Raw genomic sequence first — 16,120 nt, 5'->3', positions numbered from 1 at the left:
AGGACTCCGGCTTAGATGTCGAAGTAAAGCATGATAAGTGGCGCCAATGCCCTCGGAACCAAGGACGGAGTGGACCTGGGGCAGACCGCCAAGGCCGGCAAGGAAGGTCTCCAGCAGGGCGTGCAGGATGCCAAGGACTCCGCGAAATCGGCCGCGACAACCCGATGGAACTCCTCAGTGCCGGCGGCGGCAGTGGGGGCGGAGGCGCCGGCGGAGGGTTCAGTTTCGATCCGGATGAGCACGACCGCGTAGTGACCGGCCTGCAGAGCGCAGGTGGCACCTTCCGTAACAAGGCAGGCGGCAAGATCGGCCGGGCCAGAAGTCACCACGGGCGTACCCGTGGCAAGGACGCCATAGCTGACGCGGCTAACGCGATGTTGGACAAGGTCATCGACGGCATCGAGGACGGCGTCAAGAAGACCGCCAAGCACCTCGACGACAACATGACCCGTGGTGTGAAGCAGATGGCCAAGAACCATCAGGACAACGACCGCAAGCTGGCTGAGCACTTCACAGGAATCGGCAAGGGCGACAAGAAGGACCCGAAGGCGCCGGGGGGTGGCAGCGGCGGGATCGGTAACCGAGTCGGCGGCAAGAAGCCGGGAAGCAGCTCACCGAAATCGCCCCTGCGGAACGGGGCAGCAGAACCGCACAAGACCAGCACCCCAGCGGACAGCCGTAACTGTCGAAGCGACCCGATCGACATCGCCTCGGGTGAGATGGTCCTGGCTCAAGAGGACGTCAGCCTGCCGGCTGTTCTGCCGCTACTGCTCTCGCGAACCCATGTGTCCTCGTACCGCTGTGGCGGGTGGTTCGGTCCGTCGTGGTCCTCGACCCTCGACCAGCGCCTGGAGCTCGACGACAAAGGTGTCGTCTTCGCTGCCGAGGACGGCATGATCTTGGTCTACCCGGTGCCCGGGCATGATGAGCCGGTCCTCCCCGTCGAGGGCCCCCGATGGCCGCTTGGCTGGGACCCGGAAACGCCCGGTGGACTCCGCATCAGCGACCCGCAGGAGGGACGCTCCTGGCACTTTGCCAAGCCGGCCAACGTCACGGGTGAGCTGAGAGGGTTGAGCGCCTCACAGCTCCCGCTGACGGCCATCACCGACCGGTACGGGAATCAGATCGACATCGACTATTCCGACGACGGCGCCCCCAGCGAGGTCTGGCACAGCGGCGGATGCCGGATCCGTGTCGAGACCGCAGGGCTACGGATAACCGGACTGCGCCTGCTGGGTGCGAGGAGTTCCGACGCGGTGGCACTGGCCGCCGAGCCCACCGGTAGTGCGGAGGCCGAGGACGACTCCGCGGTGGGACTGCTGCTGACTGCATTCGCCTATGACGGTAACGGGGATCTCACTGAGGTCACCAACTCGTCCGGTGTACCAATGCGCTTCACGTATGACCAGGACGGCAGGATCACCTCCTGGACCGACCGCAATCGGCATCGGTACGGCTACCTCTACGACGCGGCGGGGCGCTGTGTCGAGACCCGCGGCGAGGGCAGTTTCCTCGATGCCGTCTTCGTGTACGACGACGAGGCGCGCTGCACCCGGGTGACCGATGCACTGGGACAGGTCACTGTCTACCACCTCAACGAGCGCGGTCAGACGACAAGGGAAACCGATCCCTCGGGCGCGGTCACCACCTTCGAATGGGACCGGTACCGCCGACTGCTGCGGCGTACGGACCCGCTGGGCCGTACGGTCACGATGGAGTACGACGCGGCGGGCAACGCCACCGCGGTCACCCGCCCCGACGGCTCGCGGATGACCGCTGTCTACAACGACATCCACCAGCCCCTCCTCATGGTCGGTGCGGACGGCGCGGGCTGGCAGTACGCCTACGACGATTGCGGAAACCTGCTGCAGATCATCGATCCGGCCGGAGCCACCACCAGCTATGAGTACGGCTCGTTCGGGCATCAAGCGAAGGCGAGCGCAGCAGTGAAGCCGAACGGGGGCCTTGTCCCGAGGCCCGGCCACGAACGGCAGCCAAAGTGGATCGCCCAGACCGGCAAGGTCAACCCCGGCACGCTGGGCAAGAGCAAGAATTACACCCACAAAATGGAGTTCCACTGCAAGCCAGAGGTATTGGCCTGGCTGAAACAGTACGAGATCAAGCCGACCAACGAGCCAGGCCGCTATGCGGTACCGGCGGACAAGATCGATGAGTTCGACAAGTACGTGGAGAAGACGAACGTCCAGCCGCTCGACTCAGGCGGTGGCCGTAGGAGGAGACGATGAATCCGTCATCGCCGCGCGGACGCCTGCGCGATGCCCTGCTGTATGTCGGCGAAAGGGGTGACGTAAACGAGGCCGGCCTCAGTGCGGCAGTCACCACCGCGCTGCGCGAACTGGCTTCGGAGGCGCTGGGCGAGCGATCGCGTGTCGAACTGATCACCGTTGGCGCTGAGGACCACCCCTGGGGACGAAGCCTCGGTCTTCGGCTTGCGGACTACGACGTAGAGCTGCCGGATGTGCTCTTGTACGCAGACCAGAGCGACCTTCCGCCCCAAGTGCAGGAGAGTTATCCGACTTTGCGCCAGGAGGAGTGGGAGGCCGTACTGCTGGTCTCCAAGCTCATCTTCATGGGTCTTCAGTCGGAGCCCGAGCCTGTGCGCGACGATGCCGGCCAACGTCCGCAGGTCACCCCGAGACCGCCCCGGTCGGTAGCGAGAGAGCAGTTCTGCCAGGCGCTGGCTGCCATTTCAGAACGCGCTGACCTGCACCAGGACGAACTCACTGAGCAATTGCGTACCGCGCTCCTGAACTTCGCGTCGGAGACACCCGACAACAAGGACGCCGCTCAGCGCATCGCGGTGCTGCGCACCGGGGAGCCTCAGCAAGGACCGCGCTTGTGCCTCAGCCGCTCGGGGTTGGCCGTCGCGGAGGTAGTGCTGAGCGCTGGTGGCTGTCCTGTCCCCAGCTGTGTACTGGAGGAATTCCCGGACTTGACCCAGGACGAGTGGAACGCCGTCATCCACGTCACAGGACTGACGCTCATGGCGTTCGAGGCCGAGCCGGCGCGCGAGGTGGGGTAGCGTCCGTGTCGCGTCGACGGTCCAGGGTCGGCAAAGGACAGTCGGCAACCATCCACGGCGGACCCAAGTGGGCGAGCCAGACGCGTATCTGATCTGCAGCCTGGGCCACATAGCGAATCCAGCTGGGCTCTGGATGTCTATGAAGCAGAGGGTCGCGACAGACGACGAGCGGTTGCCTCCACTCGGGTGGAGGCAACCGCTCTGATCTTTTCCGTCGGCTTGCCGAGTTCGAGCTTTACTTTCTAGATGTCGAAGTACAGCTCGAACTCGTGCGGGTGCGGGCGGAGCTGGATCGGGGCGATCTCGTTGGTGCGCTTGTAGTCGATCCAGGTCTCGATCAGGTCGGAGGTGAAGACACCGCCCTGCTGGAGGTACTCGTTGTCGGCCTCGAGGGCGTCGAGGACGGCGGGGAGGGAGGTGGGGACCTGGGGGACGCCCGCGTGCTCCTCGGGGGCGAGCTCGTAGAGGTCCTTGTCGATCGGCTCGGCCGGCTCGATCTTGTTCTTGACGCCGTCCAGGCCCGCGAGGAGGAGGGCGGAGAAGGCGAGGTACGGGTTCGAGGACGGGTCCGGCGCGCGGAACTCGACGCGCTTGGCCTTGGGGTTCGAGCCCGTGATCGGGATACGCATGGCCGCGGAGCGGTTGCGCTGCGAGTAGACCAGGTTGACCGGGGCCTCGAAGCCGGGGACCAGGCGGTGGTAGGAGTTCACCGTCGGGTTGGTGAAGGCCAGCAGCGACGGGGCGTGCTTGAGGATGCCGCCGATGTAGTAGCGGGCGGTGTCCGAGAGGCCCGCGTAGCCCTGCTCGTCGTAGAAGAGCGGGCTGCCGCCCTGCCACAGCGACTGGTGGACGTGCATACCGGAGCCGTTGTCGCCGAAGATCGGCTTGGGCATGAAGGTCGCGGTCTTGCCGTTGCGCCAGGCGACGTTCTTCACGATGTACTTGAAGAGCATCAGGTCGTCGGCCGCGGCGAGCAGCGTGTTGAACTTGTAGTTGATCTCGGCCTGGCCGGCGGTGCCGACCTCGTGGTGCTGGCGCTCGACCTGCAGGCCGGCCGCGTCCAGCTCCAGGGAGATCTCGGCGCGCAGGTCGGCGAAGTGGTCGACCGGCGGGGCCGGGAAGTAGCCGCCCTTGTAGCGGACCTTGTAGCCGCGGTTGTTCTCCTCCGAACCGGTGTTCCAGGCGCCGGCCTCGGAGTCGATGTGGTAGAAGGACTGGTTCGCGCCGGTCTCGAAGCGCACGCTGTCGAAGACGTAGAACTCGGCCTCGGGGCCGAAGAACGCGGTGTCCGCGATACCGGTCGAGGCGAGGTAGGCCTCGGCCTTCTTGGCGATGTTCCGCGGGTCACGGCTGTACTGCTCGCCGGTGATCGGGTCGTGGATGAAGAAGTTGATGTTGACGGTCTTGTCGCGGCGGAACGGGTCCACACGAGCCGTCGACAGGTCCGCGCGCAGCGCCATGTCGGACTCGTGGATGGCCTGGAAGCCGCGGATCGAGGAACCGTCGAAGGCCAGTTCCTCGGCCGGGTCGAACGCCTTCGCCGGGATCGTGAAGTGCTGCATCACACCGGGCAGGTCGCAGAACCGGACGTCAACGAACTTCACGTCCTCGTCGGCGATGAACTTCTTGGCCTCGTCGGCGTTCTGGAACATCCAACTCCTCCTAGCCCGGTCACCGGTCGGCGGACGCGGGATTGCTACTCGGAACGCGACCATGTGCGGTGGCGCGTTGCCCGACCATAGGCAGGCGGGATTTCCCAAGCATGACCCATTTGTTTCGCCGAGGTTAACCGGCGCACGCCTGCCTTTATTCACCAGTGTGACCCATAAAGGGGCATTTTGGCCCGGGGTGGCGGCCGTTCGTTGCGGCGCCGTGCCGAGTCGTTCCGCCCCTGGCGGCACGCCCCCGGGTCCCGGCCCGGAAGGGGGGCCCGAGCCGCCTCGCACCGGACCTCGGCGCAGCGAATGTATGCGGTCGCAGTACCGTGGTCGGGTGGACAACAGGCAAGCAATCGGATCGTGGATCTCCGGGCCCCGCGCGGCAGCCGAGGACATGGGTGTCGAGTTCGGGTACCGCGGGCAGCAGCTCGGGCTGCCGGAGACGGGGCCGGGCTCGATCGCGCGCCCCGGGCGCCGCTTCGCCGCGCTCTTCCTCGACTGGGCGCTGTGCATGCTCATCGCCTACGGCCTGCTCAGCGGCGGTAAGGCGCAGTCGGCGAGCAACTGGGCGCTGGTGGTCTTCGCGGTGCTCAGCGTGCTGACGGTGGGCACGGTCGGGTTCACACCGGGCAAGCGGCTGCTGGGCCTGCGGGTGGTCGCCGAAGGCGGCGGCCGGATTTCGCTGCCGCGGGTCGTGCTGCGCACGGTGCTGCTCGTCGTGGTCATCCCGGCCGTGGTCTGGGACCGGGACGGGCGGGGGCTGCACGACCGCCTCTCGCGCGCCGTACAGGTCCGCATCTGAGCCCGTATACCGTGAGCCGGCCGCGGTGGCCCCGCCGGCCCGGCCGGGCGCGCTACCTGAGCTTCCGGGGCGAGACCTGAGCCGGTACCGTCCGTACGCCCGTCCCGCAGGCCGTCACCTCCGTACGCCCGTCCCGAGGCCATCACGTCCGTACGCCCGCACGCCCCCACGCATGCGAAACGCCCCGCATGACGAAACGCCCCGGAGCCACAGGCCCCGGGGCGCCGTCGTTCGGTCAGGGTGTCGGTCCGCCGGCCGGACGCGGGTGCGGCCGGCCGCCACGGTCAGCGGGTCTTGCCGCCGCCCTTGGGCATGCGCATGCCCTTCGGCATGGGGCCCTTCGGGACCGGCATGTTGCTCATCAGGTCGCCCAGCGCCTTGAGCCGGTCGTTGACGGCGGTGACCTGGGCGCCGGGGAGTACGCGCGGCAGCTTCAGCAGCGTCGTACGGAGCTTCTTCAGCGGCACCTGGCCCTCGCCGTCGCCCACGATGATGTCGTGGACCGGGGCGTCGGCGACGGTGCGCGCCATCCGCTTCTTCTCGGCGGCCAGCAGGCCGCGCAGCCGGTTCGGGTTGCCCTCGCCGACCAGCACGATCCCGGCCTTGCCAACGGCGCGGTGGACCACGTCCTGGCTGCGGTTCATGGCGACCGCGGGGGTCACCGTCCAGCCGCGGCCGACGTTGTCCAGCACGGCGGCCGCCGCACCGGGCTGGCCTTCCATCTGCCCGAAGGCAGCCCGCTCGGCGCGTCGTCCGAAGACGATCGCCATGGCGAGGAAGGCCAGGACGAAGCCCAGGATCCCCGCGTAGATTTCGTGGCCGATCGCGAAGCCGATGGCAAGGAGAACGCCGAATACGACGATGCCTACACCAGCGACGACTAGACCGACCTTCGAGTCGACCCGACGGGTCATCTTGTAGGTCAGGGCGATCTGCTTCAGCCGCCCGGTGTTCTCAGCGCCGGCAGCGCCGGCAGCGCCCTCAGCATTTACCTTCCTCGCCATACAGCGCAGTCTACGTGGCGTGCGGGCGGTGGGTCGCCGCGGCCTCCAGTACGTACTCGGCCTCGTGGCGGTCCTTGGCGCGGCGGCGGTCCTCCAGGACCGAAGTCCAGGCGTTACGGCGGGCGGTGCGCTGTCCGCCGCGCATCAGGACGGCCTCGACGGCACGCAGCGCACCGGTGACCGAAGGGATGGGGAGGGCGGGATTGGCGCGGAGCGGCGCGGCCTGCATGGTGGGTGACTCCCTCTGATTCGTTCGGAGAAGCAGGAGTGATACGGGAGTGGTGCGGGAGCGGTGCGTGCATCCATCGTCACGGAAAGGTGTTACCAACGGATGACCTGCCGGTCAAACACCGATGAAACGTTGACGCGGCCCCCACGCCCCCCGTCAGGGGGAGTGCGGGCCGCGTCCTCAAGCATGTGCCACGTTTCACAAGACGGCGCGCCGGGGAAATCAAACCGCCTGACTGGACGCCTCGGCCTCGCGCCGCTCCATGGCCTGCTGGTAGAGGCGGCCGGCGCGGTAGGAGGAGCGGACCAGCGGTCCTGACATCACGCCGGCGTAGCCGATCTCCTCGGCCTCTTCCTGGAGCTCCACGAACTCGGCGGGCTTGACCCAGCGCTCGATGGGGTGGTGGCGCACGGTCGGGCGCAGGTACTGGGTGATCGTGATCAGTTCGCAGCCCGCGTCGTACAGGTCCTGCAGCGCCTGGCTGATCTCCTCGCGCTCCTCGCCCATGCCCAGGATGAGGTTGGACTTGGTGACCAGGCCGGCCTCGCGGGACTTGGAGATGACCTCCAGCGAGCGCTCGTAGCGGAAGCCGGGGCGGATGCGCTTGAAGATGCGCGGGACCGTCTCGACGTTGTGGGCCAGGACCTGCGGGCGGGAGGAGAAGACCTCGGCCAGCTGCTCGGGGACCGCGTTGAAGTCGGGGATCAGCAGCTCGACGCCGGTGTCGGGCATCGCGGCGTGGATCTGCCGGACGGTCTCGGCGTAGAGCCAGGCGCCGCCGTCGTCCAGGTCGTCGCGCGCCACGCCGGTGATCGTGGCGTACTTCAGACCCATGGTCTGCACGGACTCGGCGACCCGGCGGGGCTCGTCGCGGTCCAGCTCCTGAGGCTTGCCGGTGTCGATCTGGCAGAAGTCACAGCGGCGGGTGCACTGGTCACCGCCGATGAGGAAGGTCGCCTCGCGGTCCTCCCAGCATTCGAAGATGTTGGGGCAGCCCGCCTCCTGGCAGACCGTGTGCAGGCCCTCGCTCTTGACCAGGCCCTGGAGGTGGTTGTACTCGGGACCCATCTTCGCCCGGGTCTTGATCCACTCGGGCTTGCGCTCGATGGGGGTCTGGCTGTTCCGGACCTCCAGGCGCAACATCTTGCGTCCGTCGGGTGCGACTGCGGACACGACCGGCTCCCTACGACTTCGTTTCTTCGGCGTACACCAGGGTACGCCCGTTGATTCGCACGTCTTTACGTGCGGGGCAACCCCGTATGGCGGGGTGGCATTCCCGGCGGCCCGGGGAGGACCCCGGCCGGACGGCCGTCCGGCCCGGGACGGCCGGGCCGGCGACCGTCCGGTCAGACCGCACGGGGGAGCAGTTCGGCGCCCTCCAGGACGTCCCGCAGATGTTTCTCGGCGGCGGGCAGCACCTCGGCGATGGTGATCTCGCGGCCCAGCTCGCCCGCGAGCGAGGCCACGCCGGCGTCCCGGATGCCGCACGGCACGATCTTGTCGAACGAGGTGTTGTCCGGATTCACATTCAGCGCGAAGCCGTGCATCGTGACGCCCTTGGCGACGCGGATGCCGATCGCGGCGAGCTTGCGGTCCTCGCGGCGCTGGCCGGCGTTGGACGGTGCGTACTCCGGGCCGTTCAGCCGCGGGTCGAACAGCTCGTCCGCCAGCCGCGGATCGAAGTCGAGGTTCAGCCCGCCCAGGGCCGCCCGCTCCTCGACCGGGTCGCCCAGGATCCACACGCCGCTGCGGCCCTCGACCCGGGTGCCCGCCACGCCGAACTCGGCGCAGACCCGGATCAGCGCCTCTTCGAGCCGGCGGACATGGGCCACGACGTCCACCGGGCGCGGCAGCTTCTGGATGGGGTAGCCCACCAGCTGGCCGGGCCCGTGCCAGGTGATCTTCCCGCCGCGGTCCACGTCGACGACCGGGGTCCCGTCCAGCGGGCGCTCCTCGTCGGCCGTACGGCGTCCCGCGGTGTAGACGGCCTGGTGCTCCAGCAGCAGGCAGGTGTCGGGCAGCTCGTCGGCGAACCGGGCGGCGTGCACCCGGCGCTGCTCCTGCCATGCCGAGGTGTACTCGACGGCGTCGGCGCCGAAGCCCAGATGCACAAAGCGCAGCCCCTCGGGTACGGGGGTCTCCCCCCGAGAGATCGCAGTCACGGCAGCTCCTCTTCGAACCTTTGTTGCACTTTGCTGCAACGTTGATGCCACTTCGCGCCCATGCCACTGTACGGCCGCCCCTCCCGGTCCCCGCAGGCGGCCGCTGTCCGCACCGCCCGCCCCTGCTCACACGATCGGATGAACGCGGGGAGGAGGCGGCGATCGGGGCGCCGAAGGCCGTTACATTCACGCCGTTCCACAAGGGCGAATGAGCATGCCGGACAGGGTCCGCCGAACCCGGCAGCGGCCCGGAAGGCAGGAGACCGGTAAAGCTGATGACGGAACGACCCCCGCACCACACCCCCAACCGCCAGCTCGCCGCGCTCATCGCCGAGGCGGGATTCTCCAACGCCGGGCTGGCAAGACGGGTGGATCAGCTCGGCATCGAGCACGGCCTCGATCTGCGGTACGACAAGACGTCGGTGACCCGCTGGCTGCGCGGGCAGCAGCCCAGAGGCACCACCCCCGCCCTGATCGCGGAGGTGTTCACCCGCCGGCTGGGGCGCCGGCTGTCCGCCCAGGACCTCGGCCTGGACGCCTGTGCGCCGGTGTACGCCGGACTGGAATTCGCCGCGAGCCCCAGCGAGGCGGTGGACATCGTCAGCGGCCTGTGGCGCAAGGACTCCGGCAGCCATGCCGAGCTCCGCAAGATCGCCTTCACCCCGGCCGGGCTCGTGGTGCCCAGCCGCGACTGGCTGATCGGGCGCGCCGACGAGCGGGTCGCCCGCGGCGAGCCCACCGGCGACGGGGCGGGCCGGGTCCCCGCACAGGGCCGGGTCACGGTGCCCCGCCAGCGCCGCACCGACCGCGTCGACCGCACCCAGGGTTCCAAGGTCACCTCCGGTGACATCGCGGCGCTGCGCTCGGTCGGCGAGCTGTTCCGGGCGCTGGACCACGCCTACGGCGGCGGCCACGCCCGCCAGGCCCTGGTGCGCTATCTGGAGCACGAGGCCGAGCCGATGCTCCGCGGCAGCTACGGCGAGGCCACCGGCCGCCGGCTCTTCGCGGCCGCCGCCGATCTGACCCGGCTGGCCGGCTGGACCTCGTACGACATCGCGGCCCACGGGCTGGCCCAGCGGTACTTCGTCCAGGCCCTGCGGCTGGCCCAGGCCGCCGGGGACCGGGCGTACGGGTCCTACGTCCTGGTGACGATGAGCCGGCAGGCCGTCTACCTGGGGCACGGCAGGGAAGCCGTGCAGCTCGCGCGGGTCGCCCAGCAGGGCATCGGCGGCAGCGCGCCGCCCGCCGTGCAGGCGCTGCTGCACGCCGCGGAGGCACGCGGCCACGGCGTCCTGGGCGAGGTCCGGGCCTGCACGACGGCGCTGGCCCGCGCCGAACGGGCCCTGGAGACCGTCCGCCCCGGTGACGACACCCCGTACTGGGCGCGTTTCTTCGACGAGGCGCAGCTCGCCGACGAGCTGGCGCACTGCCACCGCGATCTCCAGCAGTACCGCGCCGCCTCCCAGCATGCCGAGCGCTCCCTCCAGCTGCGCGCGGCCGGCTTCGCCCGCAGCAGGCTCTTCTGCCGGGTGGTGCTGGCGACCGCGCGGCTGGGCCTGGGCGAACTGGAGCAGGCCTGCACGCTGGGTGCCGAGGCGGCGCTCCAGGCCTCCGAGATGCGGTCCGTACGGGCTCACGAGTACGTCAGGGAGTTCGAGCGCCGCCTGGAGCCCTACCGGGACGCGGCGGCGGTACGGGGCTATCGCGAACGGGTGGCGGCGCTGGGGTGAGGGCGGGCCAGGGACGCCCGGCCGCCCGGCGGCCCGGGTGAGGGCGGGCCAGGACGCCCGGGTTCAGGCCGCCGTGGGCAGGGCGTCCGGCTCCGTGGTGAAGGTCGGCAGCCCGAAGTCCTGGAGGAGCGCGCGGGCGGCCCTGCGGCCCGAGTTCAGCGCGCCCTGGAGCGTGCTGGTGTCACGGTGATCGCCGCACACATACAGGCCGGCGAGCACCCGCACCGGCCGCTCCGGGTCGTGCGGCGCCGGCATCGCGGGGACCGCATTCGGGTCGTGATGGGCGGTCAGCAGCTGCCAGTCGTCGGTGTGCGCGCCGTAGATCCGGTCGAGCTGCGGGCGGACCGTCTTGTCCAGTACGGACAGGGGCAGCATCGCGGCGGCGCCGAGCACGGTCGTGGTGATCAGGGACCGGCCCGGTGGCGTACGGGACGGGTCGATGGCGCCGGCGGCGTAGCTGTAGGCGACGGGGCCCTGGGTCGGCAGGACCAGGGCCGTGTCGCGGGACGGATCGCCGCGGCCCCCGTCCGCCGCCGCGGTGTGGTGCAGGACGGCGACCGGGTGGAAGGCCGGCACCCGCAGCCCCGGCAACAGCTCGGCCGCCTCCCGCGCGCCGGTGGCCACCAGTACCGCCCGACAGGGGATATGACCGTGCTCCGCGGTACTGACGCCGGTGGTGGAAACGGCGGTGACCTGCACGGACGTACGGACCGTGCCGGGCGGCAGCGGCGCGGCGAGCAGTTCGGGGACGGCCGCGGCACCGCCGGCCGGCAGCCACAACCGGCCCTGGGCGTAGGCGCGCAGCGCCGCCGCCGCGCCCCGGCTGGAGCCGCGCAGCTTGGGATCGCACAACAGCGCGGCCAGCAGGGGCCGCAGGAACGCGTCATGGCCGCGGTGCGGGAAGGCGGGGCGGCTCGCCAGGGCATCGTGGATCGGACGGTCGGCGGGCGGGGCCTGGGGGCTGAAGGCAGGGGGAGCGGCGGCGGTGCCGGCGGCGCGGCGGTCCGTACGGCGGTCGGCACGGCGGTCCGGGGGCGGCGCGGTCCGCCGGTCGGTGAGGCGGACCGTCTGACGCTCCGTCCGGCGTTCCGTCCGGCGTTCCGTACGGCGATCGGCGCGGGAGAGGGCACGGGCCGCGGACAGCGCACCCTTCGCGCTCCGGGGCGCGCTGACGCGCTGCGCCCGCTGGCCGTTGTGGACGCTCAGACCGGGCGCGAACGGACGGAGCGTCAGATCGCCGAGGCCCGGGGTACGGCACAGATCGGTGGCGGAGACGGCCAGCGGCCGGCCGCAGCGGTCCAGCCGGAAGCCGTCGAGGTGGTCGGTGGCGGACCGGCCGCCGATCCGCGGCGCGGCCTCCAGGACCGTGACGGACACCCCCGCCCCGGTCAGATGGCGGGCGGCGGCGAGTCCGGCCGGACCGGCCCCCACGATGACGACGTCCACGGCCGATGCGGTACGCAGCACATGCCCCTCCCGAGGTCGGTCCCAACGGCGGCGCACCCCTGTCGTGCCCGGTGCCGCCATGGGGGATACCGAGGTGAGGCGTGCGAGGTCGGCAGGAGGCGGCGGTCCGTTCGAGAGGGGGCGTCCAAGGGGCGCATCTACGCGCCCCTTGGCCAAAGCTTCCCGTGTGGCCCCGCGGCTATGCCGCCCGGACGGCGGTGTGACGCGGACGACTCCGCGGTGCGGACGACGGCAGGACGCGAAGGACTCCCCGGTGCGGCCGGCTATGCGGCCGGGAGCGCTATGCGGCCGGGAGCGCTATGCGGCCCGGACCGCCTCGATGATGCGCGGATGGGCGAACGCGAACCCGGAGTCCAGCAGCCGCCGCGGAATGACCCGCTGACTGCCCAGCACATCGCCGGCGAACTCGCCCAGGGCGGCCCGCAGGACCGGCGCCGGCACGGTGAACAGCGTGGGCCGGTTCAGGACACGGCCCATCACGGCGGTGACCTCGCGGTTGGTGACCGGCTCCGGGGCCGTGAGGTTGACCGGCCCGGCCAGGCCCTCGGTGTCGATGAGGTGGCCCAGCGCCCTGATGTGGTCCTCCAGGGAGATGAAGCTCCAGTACTGGCTGCCGTCGCCGAGCCGGCCGCCCAGCCCGAGCCGGAAGAGGGGGAAGAGCCGGCCCCAGGCGCCGCCGGAGCGTGCCACGACCAGACCGGTGCGGGCGAAGACGGTACGGATGCCCGCCTCCTCGGCCGGCCTCGCGGCGTCCTCCCAGGCCACACAGACCTCCGGCAGGAACCCGTGGCCGGCCGGTGCGCTCTCGTCCGTCCGCCGGTCGCCGGTGTCGCCGTAGTAGCCGATCGCGCTGCCGCACACCAGGACTCCCGGCGGGCTGTCCATGGCGGCGAGGGCCGAGGAGAGGGCCCGGGTGCCCAGGACCCGGCTGTCACGGATCTCCTGCTTGTAGGCCGCCGTCCAGCGGTGGTCGCCGACCCCGGCGCCGGCCAGGTGGACGACGGCCCCGCAGCCGGCCAGCCCGGCGGTGTCGACCTCCTGGCGCCCGGGGTCCCAGCGCACCTCGTCGGCGGCCGTGGGCGTGCGCCGGGCGAGCCGGACGACGTCATGGCCTCCCGCGCGCAGGGACCGTACGAGCGCTGTGCCGATGAGTCCGGTCGAGCCGGTGATCGCGATCCGCATGGGGCCATACTGCCCGCAGCGACGGACCGGTGGTGACATCCGAGGGCCGGGCCCGCCGCGCCCCCGGCGTGAACCGGCCCCGCGGCTACGGCCTGAAACGGTCCCAGAGGGTGGGAAAGCGCTCCGCCATGCCCCGGTCGTCGTCGAAGTCCAGGTATGTGCCGACCGGTTCACGGGGCGGCGGGGGCAGTCCCAGGTCCGGCATCACCCCGCCGGTCAGCTGCTCGTACGCCTCGTCGGCCGCATAGCCCAGCTCCTCGGCGTCGCCGTCCACCGCCTCGTCGAAGTCGTCCAGCAGCTCGGCGAGCTGGTCGGGGTCGTGCAGCGCGCCCTCGAAGACCTCCCGGCCCTGGCCGATCAGCCAGCAGCGGAAGTAGTCGAAGGCGTCGTCGCCCGCGCCGCCCAGCATCACCGAGGCCGCGGCCCACAGATCCCAGGAGTACGCCCGGTTGTAGCGGGCCTCGAAGTGGCGGGCGAAGTCCACGACGGCATCCGGGTCGAGCCCGAGGAGCCGCTCGACCAGCGCGTCGGCCTGCTCCTCCGGGTCGCCCGCGGCGGCCTCGCGGGAACCGTCGATCAGTTCCCAGAACTCCGTCTCGTCCATCACCGCTCCAGCATCTGCCCTGCCGGCGCCCGTCGCATGCGGAGTACCCCGGATGCGACGGGGTCGTTATCCGGATCGGTGACATGGCGGGCGCACCGGTGACGGGGTGTTCGGATCGGGTTCGCTCACCGGGCCGGCTCCGCCGTGTGACCGTCCCAAGAATCACTCGTTGGACGGCGTGCAACGACCAAACGACGGCATATCCACCATTTCGCGAAGGGCTGTTCCAGGCCATGCCCATGGACGAACGCACCCGGGCCGATGTCGAACGGGCCGAGGCGGCCATCGTCGAGCACTATCCACGGCTCGTCCGCCTCACCTACCTCGTCCTGCCCCCGTCGACGGGCCGCCACCGCCGGGTCCTGACCGCACACGGCCTGGTCCAGCGGGCGCTGCCGCGGGCGCGGCTGCGCCGGCCGGACGGCGGGCTGCCGGCGCAGCGCGGCCCGGCGGCCGAACCGGGCTACGACGTGGTGCGGCTGCGGGCCCTGCGACTGGCGCTGGCGCACGAGGGGCGGCCGGTCCGGGGGACGGTGGCCCTGCCCCAGGTGTGGGGCCTGCGGCTCTTCCCGCGGGTCGGCGGCGCCGAAGAACTCGCCCTGGACCAGGCGCTGTCCGCGGTGCCCGCGGCGGTACGGGCCGCCCTCGGGCTGTGGCATCTGGAAGGGCTGGACGAGGACGCCGCACGCAGCGTGCTGGCACGGGCCGGGGTCGAGGAGCCCGACGCGGCACAGCGGGCGGCGGCGCAGCTGGACCGGGAGACCGGGACGGGCGCCGCGGCACTGCTGAACTCGGCGGAGTTCGACCCGTGCACGGTGCAGACGCGGCCGACGGACCTGCTGCGCCGCCGCCAGCGGGTACGGGCGGCGATCGCGCTGGTGACCGTACTGGCGGTCGGCGCCGCGGCGGCCGGGCTGCTGCGCGGTGACGGGGACCGGACGGGGCACCCGCCGACCACGGCGGAGCAGGCGCTGGACCCGGGCCGGCTGCTGCGCACCCCCAACGAAGAGTGGACGGACACCTCCCGGGTGGACTTCACCGCCTGGCCCGTGCGCGGCCGGCAGGCGGCTGACCAGGAGCTGCTGGGGCGGGCGCTGCGGGTCTGGGCGGCGCCGCCCGCCGACGCCCGGATCATGACGTCCGCGGGCACCTCCACCCGGCCGCCCGACCACCCGCCGCAGCTGCTGTACGCGGGCCTGATCGACGCCGTGACGGTCGTGGTCTTCCACGACGGCGAGCGGCTGGTGCGCTACGCCGAGCCCGAAGGCGCCACGCCCACCCTGCACTTCGCACGGGTCGACGACGCGGACCTGACCACCGGCGCCGCGCTGGTGATCGGCCGCGGCAACGGCTGGATGCGTTATCTGCTGGCGCCGTGGGTCTCCGACGTCGGCGTCCGCGACCTGCTGGCCCCGGCCGCCCCGGTGCACGGCCTGCATGTCACCCCGGACGGGGTCACCGACCGCATCCCGGTACCGCCCGAGGGGGGCGCCGGCTGCGGGCACTGGCCGGCGGCCCAGTTCCGGCCCTCGACCAGGATCGCGGGCACCGGTGTGAACCCTCCCTTCCTGCTGACCGACCTCAACGACCTCGTCCCCGTCCACCTCGCCTCCGTGCCGCCCGGCGGCACACCGGCCGACCCGGCGGGCGAGGCGACCGGCACCCCGGCCCTGCAGGGCTGGGCCCGTACGGCCTGCTCGCTCGGCTCGCTGCGGGGCGCCGGCGTACGGTCCGTCAGCAACTGGGCGTTCGCCGGCCAGCGCCTCCCGGAGGACGGCGGCAGCGCGACCTGGGTGTGCAGCCGTGCCGACACCTGGCGCGGGCCCGGCAGCGTGACACTGCACTTCCTGCCGCCCGCCACGCGCCCGGCCGAGCCCGGCCGGATCGCCGGACGGGCCAGGGACACCGCCGCCTGCAGCCGCTTCGGAGCCCCCGTGGTCGGGAACGTCCACTGGCGGGCGCAGTCCGGCAGGTGGTACCTGCTCGCGGCCGGCACCCAAGGGGTCGGCGGTATCGACGCCACCGGCGGGGTACGGGTCTCCGGCCACACGAACACGCTCGCCGCGCCAGCCGGGCAGAACGCCCCGGACGAGGTCGTGGGACGGCTGCGGAGCGGGGCAACGGTGCGCGCGCTCCGTCCGTAGGCCGTGGGCGGATCGCTGTACGGCGCCGGTGAATCCGGACCGGCGGCTGATGAATCCGGACAGGAGATGTCGGGTTTCACTGCCACGGTCGCCGT

The 16,120-nt window shown here is 71.3% G+C and carries 13 protein-coding genes; 5 read left to right on the top strand and 8 right to left on the bottom strand.

Annotation, left to right across the window (positions count from 1 at the left end; all coding sequences use genetic code 11):
• Positions 1-251: 251 nt before the first annotated feature.
• Both ACGFR7_RS12845 and ACGFR7_RS12840 read left to right on the top strand, forming a co-directional pair.
• Positions 252-2,246: a DUF6531 domain-containing protein gene (locus tag ACGFR7_RS12845; RefSeq protein WP_393317085.1), complete on the top strand. Its 1,995-nt coding sequence runs from the start codon at positions 252-254 to the stop codon at positions 2,244-2,246.
• Positions 2,243-3,043 (top strand): hypothetical protein, encoded by an 801-nt coding sequence (locus ACGFR7_RS12840; RefSeq protein WP_393317082.1) that lies wholly within the window; start codon positions 2,243-2,245, stop codon positions 3,041-3,043. Before ACGFR7_RS12845 ends, ACGFR7_RS12840 begins: the two co-directional genes overlap by 4 nt.
• Before the next feature lie 242 nt (positions 3,044-3,285).
• On the opposite strand, the gene glnA is transcribed toward ACGFR7_RS12840, so the two are convergent.
• Positions 3,286-4,695: a type I glutamate--ammonia ligase gene (glnA, locus tag ACGFR7_RS12835; protein ID WP_244415224.1), complete on the bottom strand. Its 1,410-nt coding sequence runs from the start codon at positions 4,693-4,695 to the stop codon at positions 3,286-3,288.
• Between the two features lie 340 nt (positions 4,696-5,035).
• Between glnA and ACGFR7_RS12830 the strand changes: the two genes are divergently transcribed.
• On the top strand, positions 5,036-5,503 hold the full coding sequence (locus tag ACGFR7_RS12830; protein ID WP_380936541.1) for an RDD family protein: 468 nt from the start codon (positions 5,036-5,038) through the stop codon (positions 5,501-5,503).
• 284 nt (positions 5,504-5,787) lie between these two features.
• Here ACGFR7_RS12830 and ACGFR7_RS12825 read toward each other — a convergent pair whose 3' ends face one another.
• The 4 genes from ACGFR7_RS12825 to lipB form a co-directional block, all read right to left on the bottom strand.
• A complete protein-coding gene (locus tag ACGFR7_RS12825) occupies positions 5,788-6,507 on the bottom strand; it encodes a DUF4191 domain-containing protein (protein ID WP_393317078.1) in 720 nt (239 codons plus the stop codon).
• Positions 6,508-6,517: 10 nt separating this feature from the next.
• On the bottom strand, positions 6,518-6,736 hold the full coding sequence (locus ACGFR7_RS12820) for a hypothetical protein (RefSeq protein ID WP_030990778.1): 219 nt from the start codon (positions 6,734-6,736) through the stop codon (positions 6,518-6,520).
• A 222-nt stretch (positions 6,737-6,958) separates the two neighbouring features.
• Complete coding sequence (gene lipA, locus ACGFR7_RS12815; protein ID WP_361136360.1) at positions 6,959-7,909, bottom strand: lipoyl synthase; 951 nt, start codon at positions 7,907-7,909, stop codon at positions 6,959-6,961.
• Between the two features lie 173 nt (positions 7,910-8,082).
• Complete coding sequence (gene lipB / locus ACGFR7_RS12810; RefSeq protein ID WP_393317075.1) at positions 8,083-8,898, bottom strand: lipoyl(octanoyl) transferase LipB; 816 nt, start codon at positions 8,896-8,898, stop codon at positions 8,083-8,085.
• A gap of 275 nt (positions 8,899-9,173) precedes the next feature.
• Between lipB and ACGFR7_RS12805 the strand changes: the two genes are divergently transcribed.
• A complete protein-coding gene (locus ACGFR7_RS12805; RefSeq protein WP_393317073.1) occupies positions 9,174-10,628 on the top strand; it encodes a regulator in 1,455 nt (484 codons plus the stop codon).
• 63 nt (positions 10,629-10,691) lie between these two features.
• On the opposite strand, the gene ACGFR7_RS12800 is transcribed toward ACGFR7_RS12805, so the two are convergent.
• The 3 genes from ACGFR7_RS12800 to ACGFR7_RS12790 all read right to left on the bottom strand — a co-directional run bounded on the left by ACGFR7_RS12800 (position 10,692) and on the right by ACGFR7_RS12790 (position 13,881).
• Positions 10,692-12,095, bottom strand: coding sequence for an FAD-dependent oxidoreductase (locus ACGFR7_RS12800; RefSeq protein ID WP_393317070.1), 1,404 nt, complete (start codon positions 12,093-12,095; stop codon positions 10,692-10,694).
• A 297-nt stretch (positions 12,096-12,392) separates the two neighbouring features.
• The gene (locus ACGFR7_RS12795) at positions 12,393-13,277 is read right to left on the bottom strand and encodes a TIGR01777 family oxidoreductase (RefSeq protein ID WP_393317067.1); all 885 of its coding nucleotides are present in this window, start codon (positions 13,275-13,277) and stop codon (positions 12,393-12,395) included.
• 85 nt (positions 13,278-13,362) lie between these two features.
• Positions 13,363-13,881 carry a DUF4240 domain-containing protein gene (locus tag ACGFR7_RS12790; RefSeq protein WP_393317064.1) on the bottom strand — a complete coding sequence of 173 codons (519 nt, stop codon included), beginning with the start codon at positions 13,879-13,881 and terminating at the stop codon, positions 13,363-13,365.
• A gap of 239 nt (positions 13,882-14,120) precedes the next feature.
• On the opposite strand from ACGFR7_RS12790, the gene ACGFR7_RS12785 reads away from it, so the two are divergent.
• The gene (locus ACGFR7_RS12785) at positions 14,121-16,025 is read left to right on the top strand and encodes a hypothetical protein (protein WP_393317061.1); all 1,905 of its coding nucleotides are present in this window, start codon (positions 14,121-14,123) and stop codon (positions 16,023-16,025) included.
• Positions 16,026-16,120 lie beyond the last annotated feature (95 nt).

Source organism: Streptomyces sp. NPDC048516 (assembly GCF_043199875.1).
In the GTDB taxonomy this organism is placed as follows: Bacteria; Actinomycetota; Actinomycetes; order Streptomycetales; family Streptomycetaceae; genus Streptomyces.
This window is presented reverse-complemented; position numbering and strand designations above follow the sequence as displayed.

Bases quoted from the DNA above. Each gene is read 5' to 3' on its own strand.
- ACGFR7_RS12840 (WP_393317082.1), top strand. From the start codon at position 2,243: ATGAATCCGTCATCGCCGCGCGGACGCCTGCGCGATGCCCTGCTGTAT.
- glnA (WP_244415224.1), bottom strand. From the start codon at position 4,695: ATGTTCCAGAACGCCGACGAGGCCAAGAAGTTCATCGCCGACGAGGAC.
- ACGFR7_RS12825 (WP_393317078.1), bottom strand. From the start codon at position 6,507: ATGGCGAGGAAGGTAAATGCTGAGGGCGCTGCCGGCGCTGCCGGCGCT.
- ACGFR7_RS12820 (WP_030990778.1), bottom strand. From the start codon at position 6,736: ATGCAGGCCGCGCCGCTCCGCGCCAATCCCGCCCTCCCCATCCCTTCG.
- ACGFR7_RS12805 (WP_393317073.1), top strand. From the start codon at position 9,174: ATGACGGAACGACCCCCGCACCACACCCCCAACCGCCAGCTCGCCGCG.
- ACGFR7_RS12795 (WP_393317067.1), bottom strand. From the start codon at position 13,277: ATGCGGATCGCGATCACCGGCTCGACCGGACTCATCGGCACAGCGCTC.
- ACGFR7_RS12790 (WP_393317064.1), bottom strand. From the start codon at position 13,881: ATGGACGAGACGGAGTTCTGGGAACTGATCGACGGTTCCCGCGAGGCC.
- ACGFR7_RS12785 (WP_393317061.1), top strand. From the start codon at position 14,121: ATGGACGAACGCACCCGGGCCGATGTCGAACGGGCCGAGGCGGCCATC.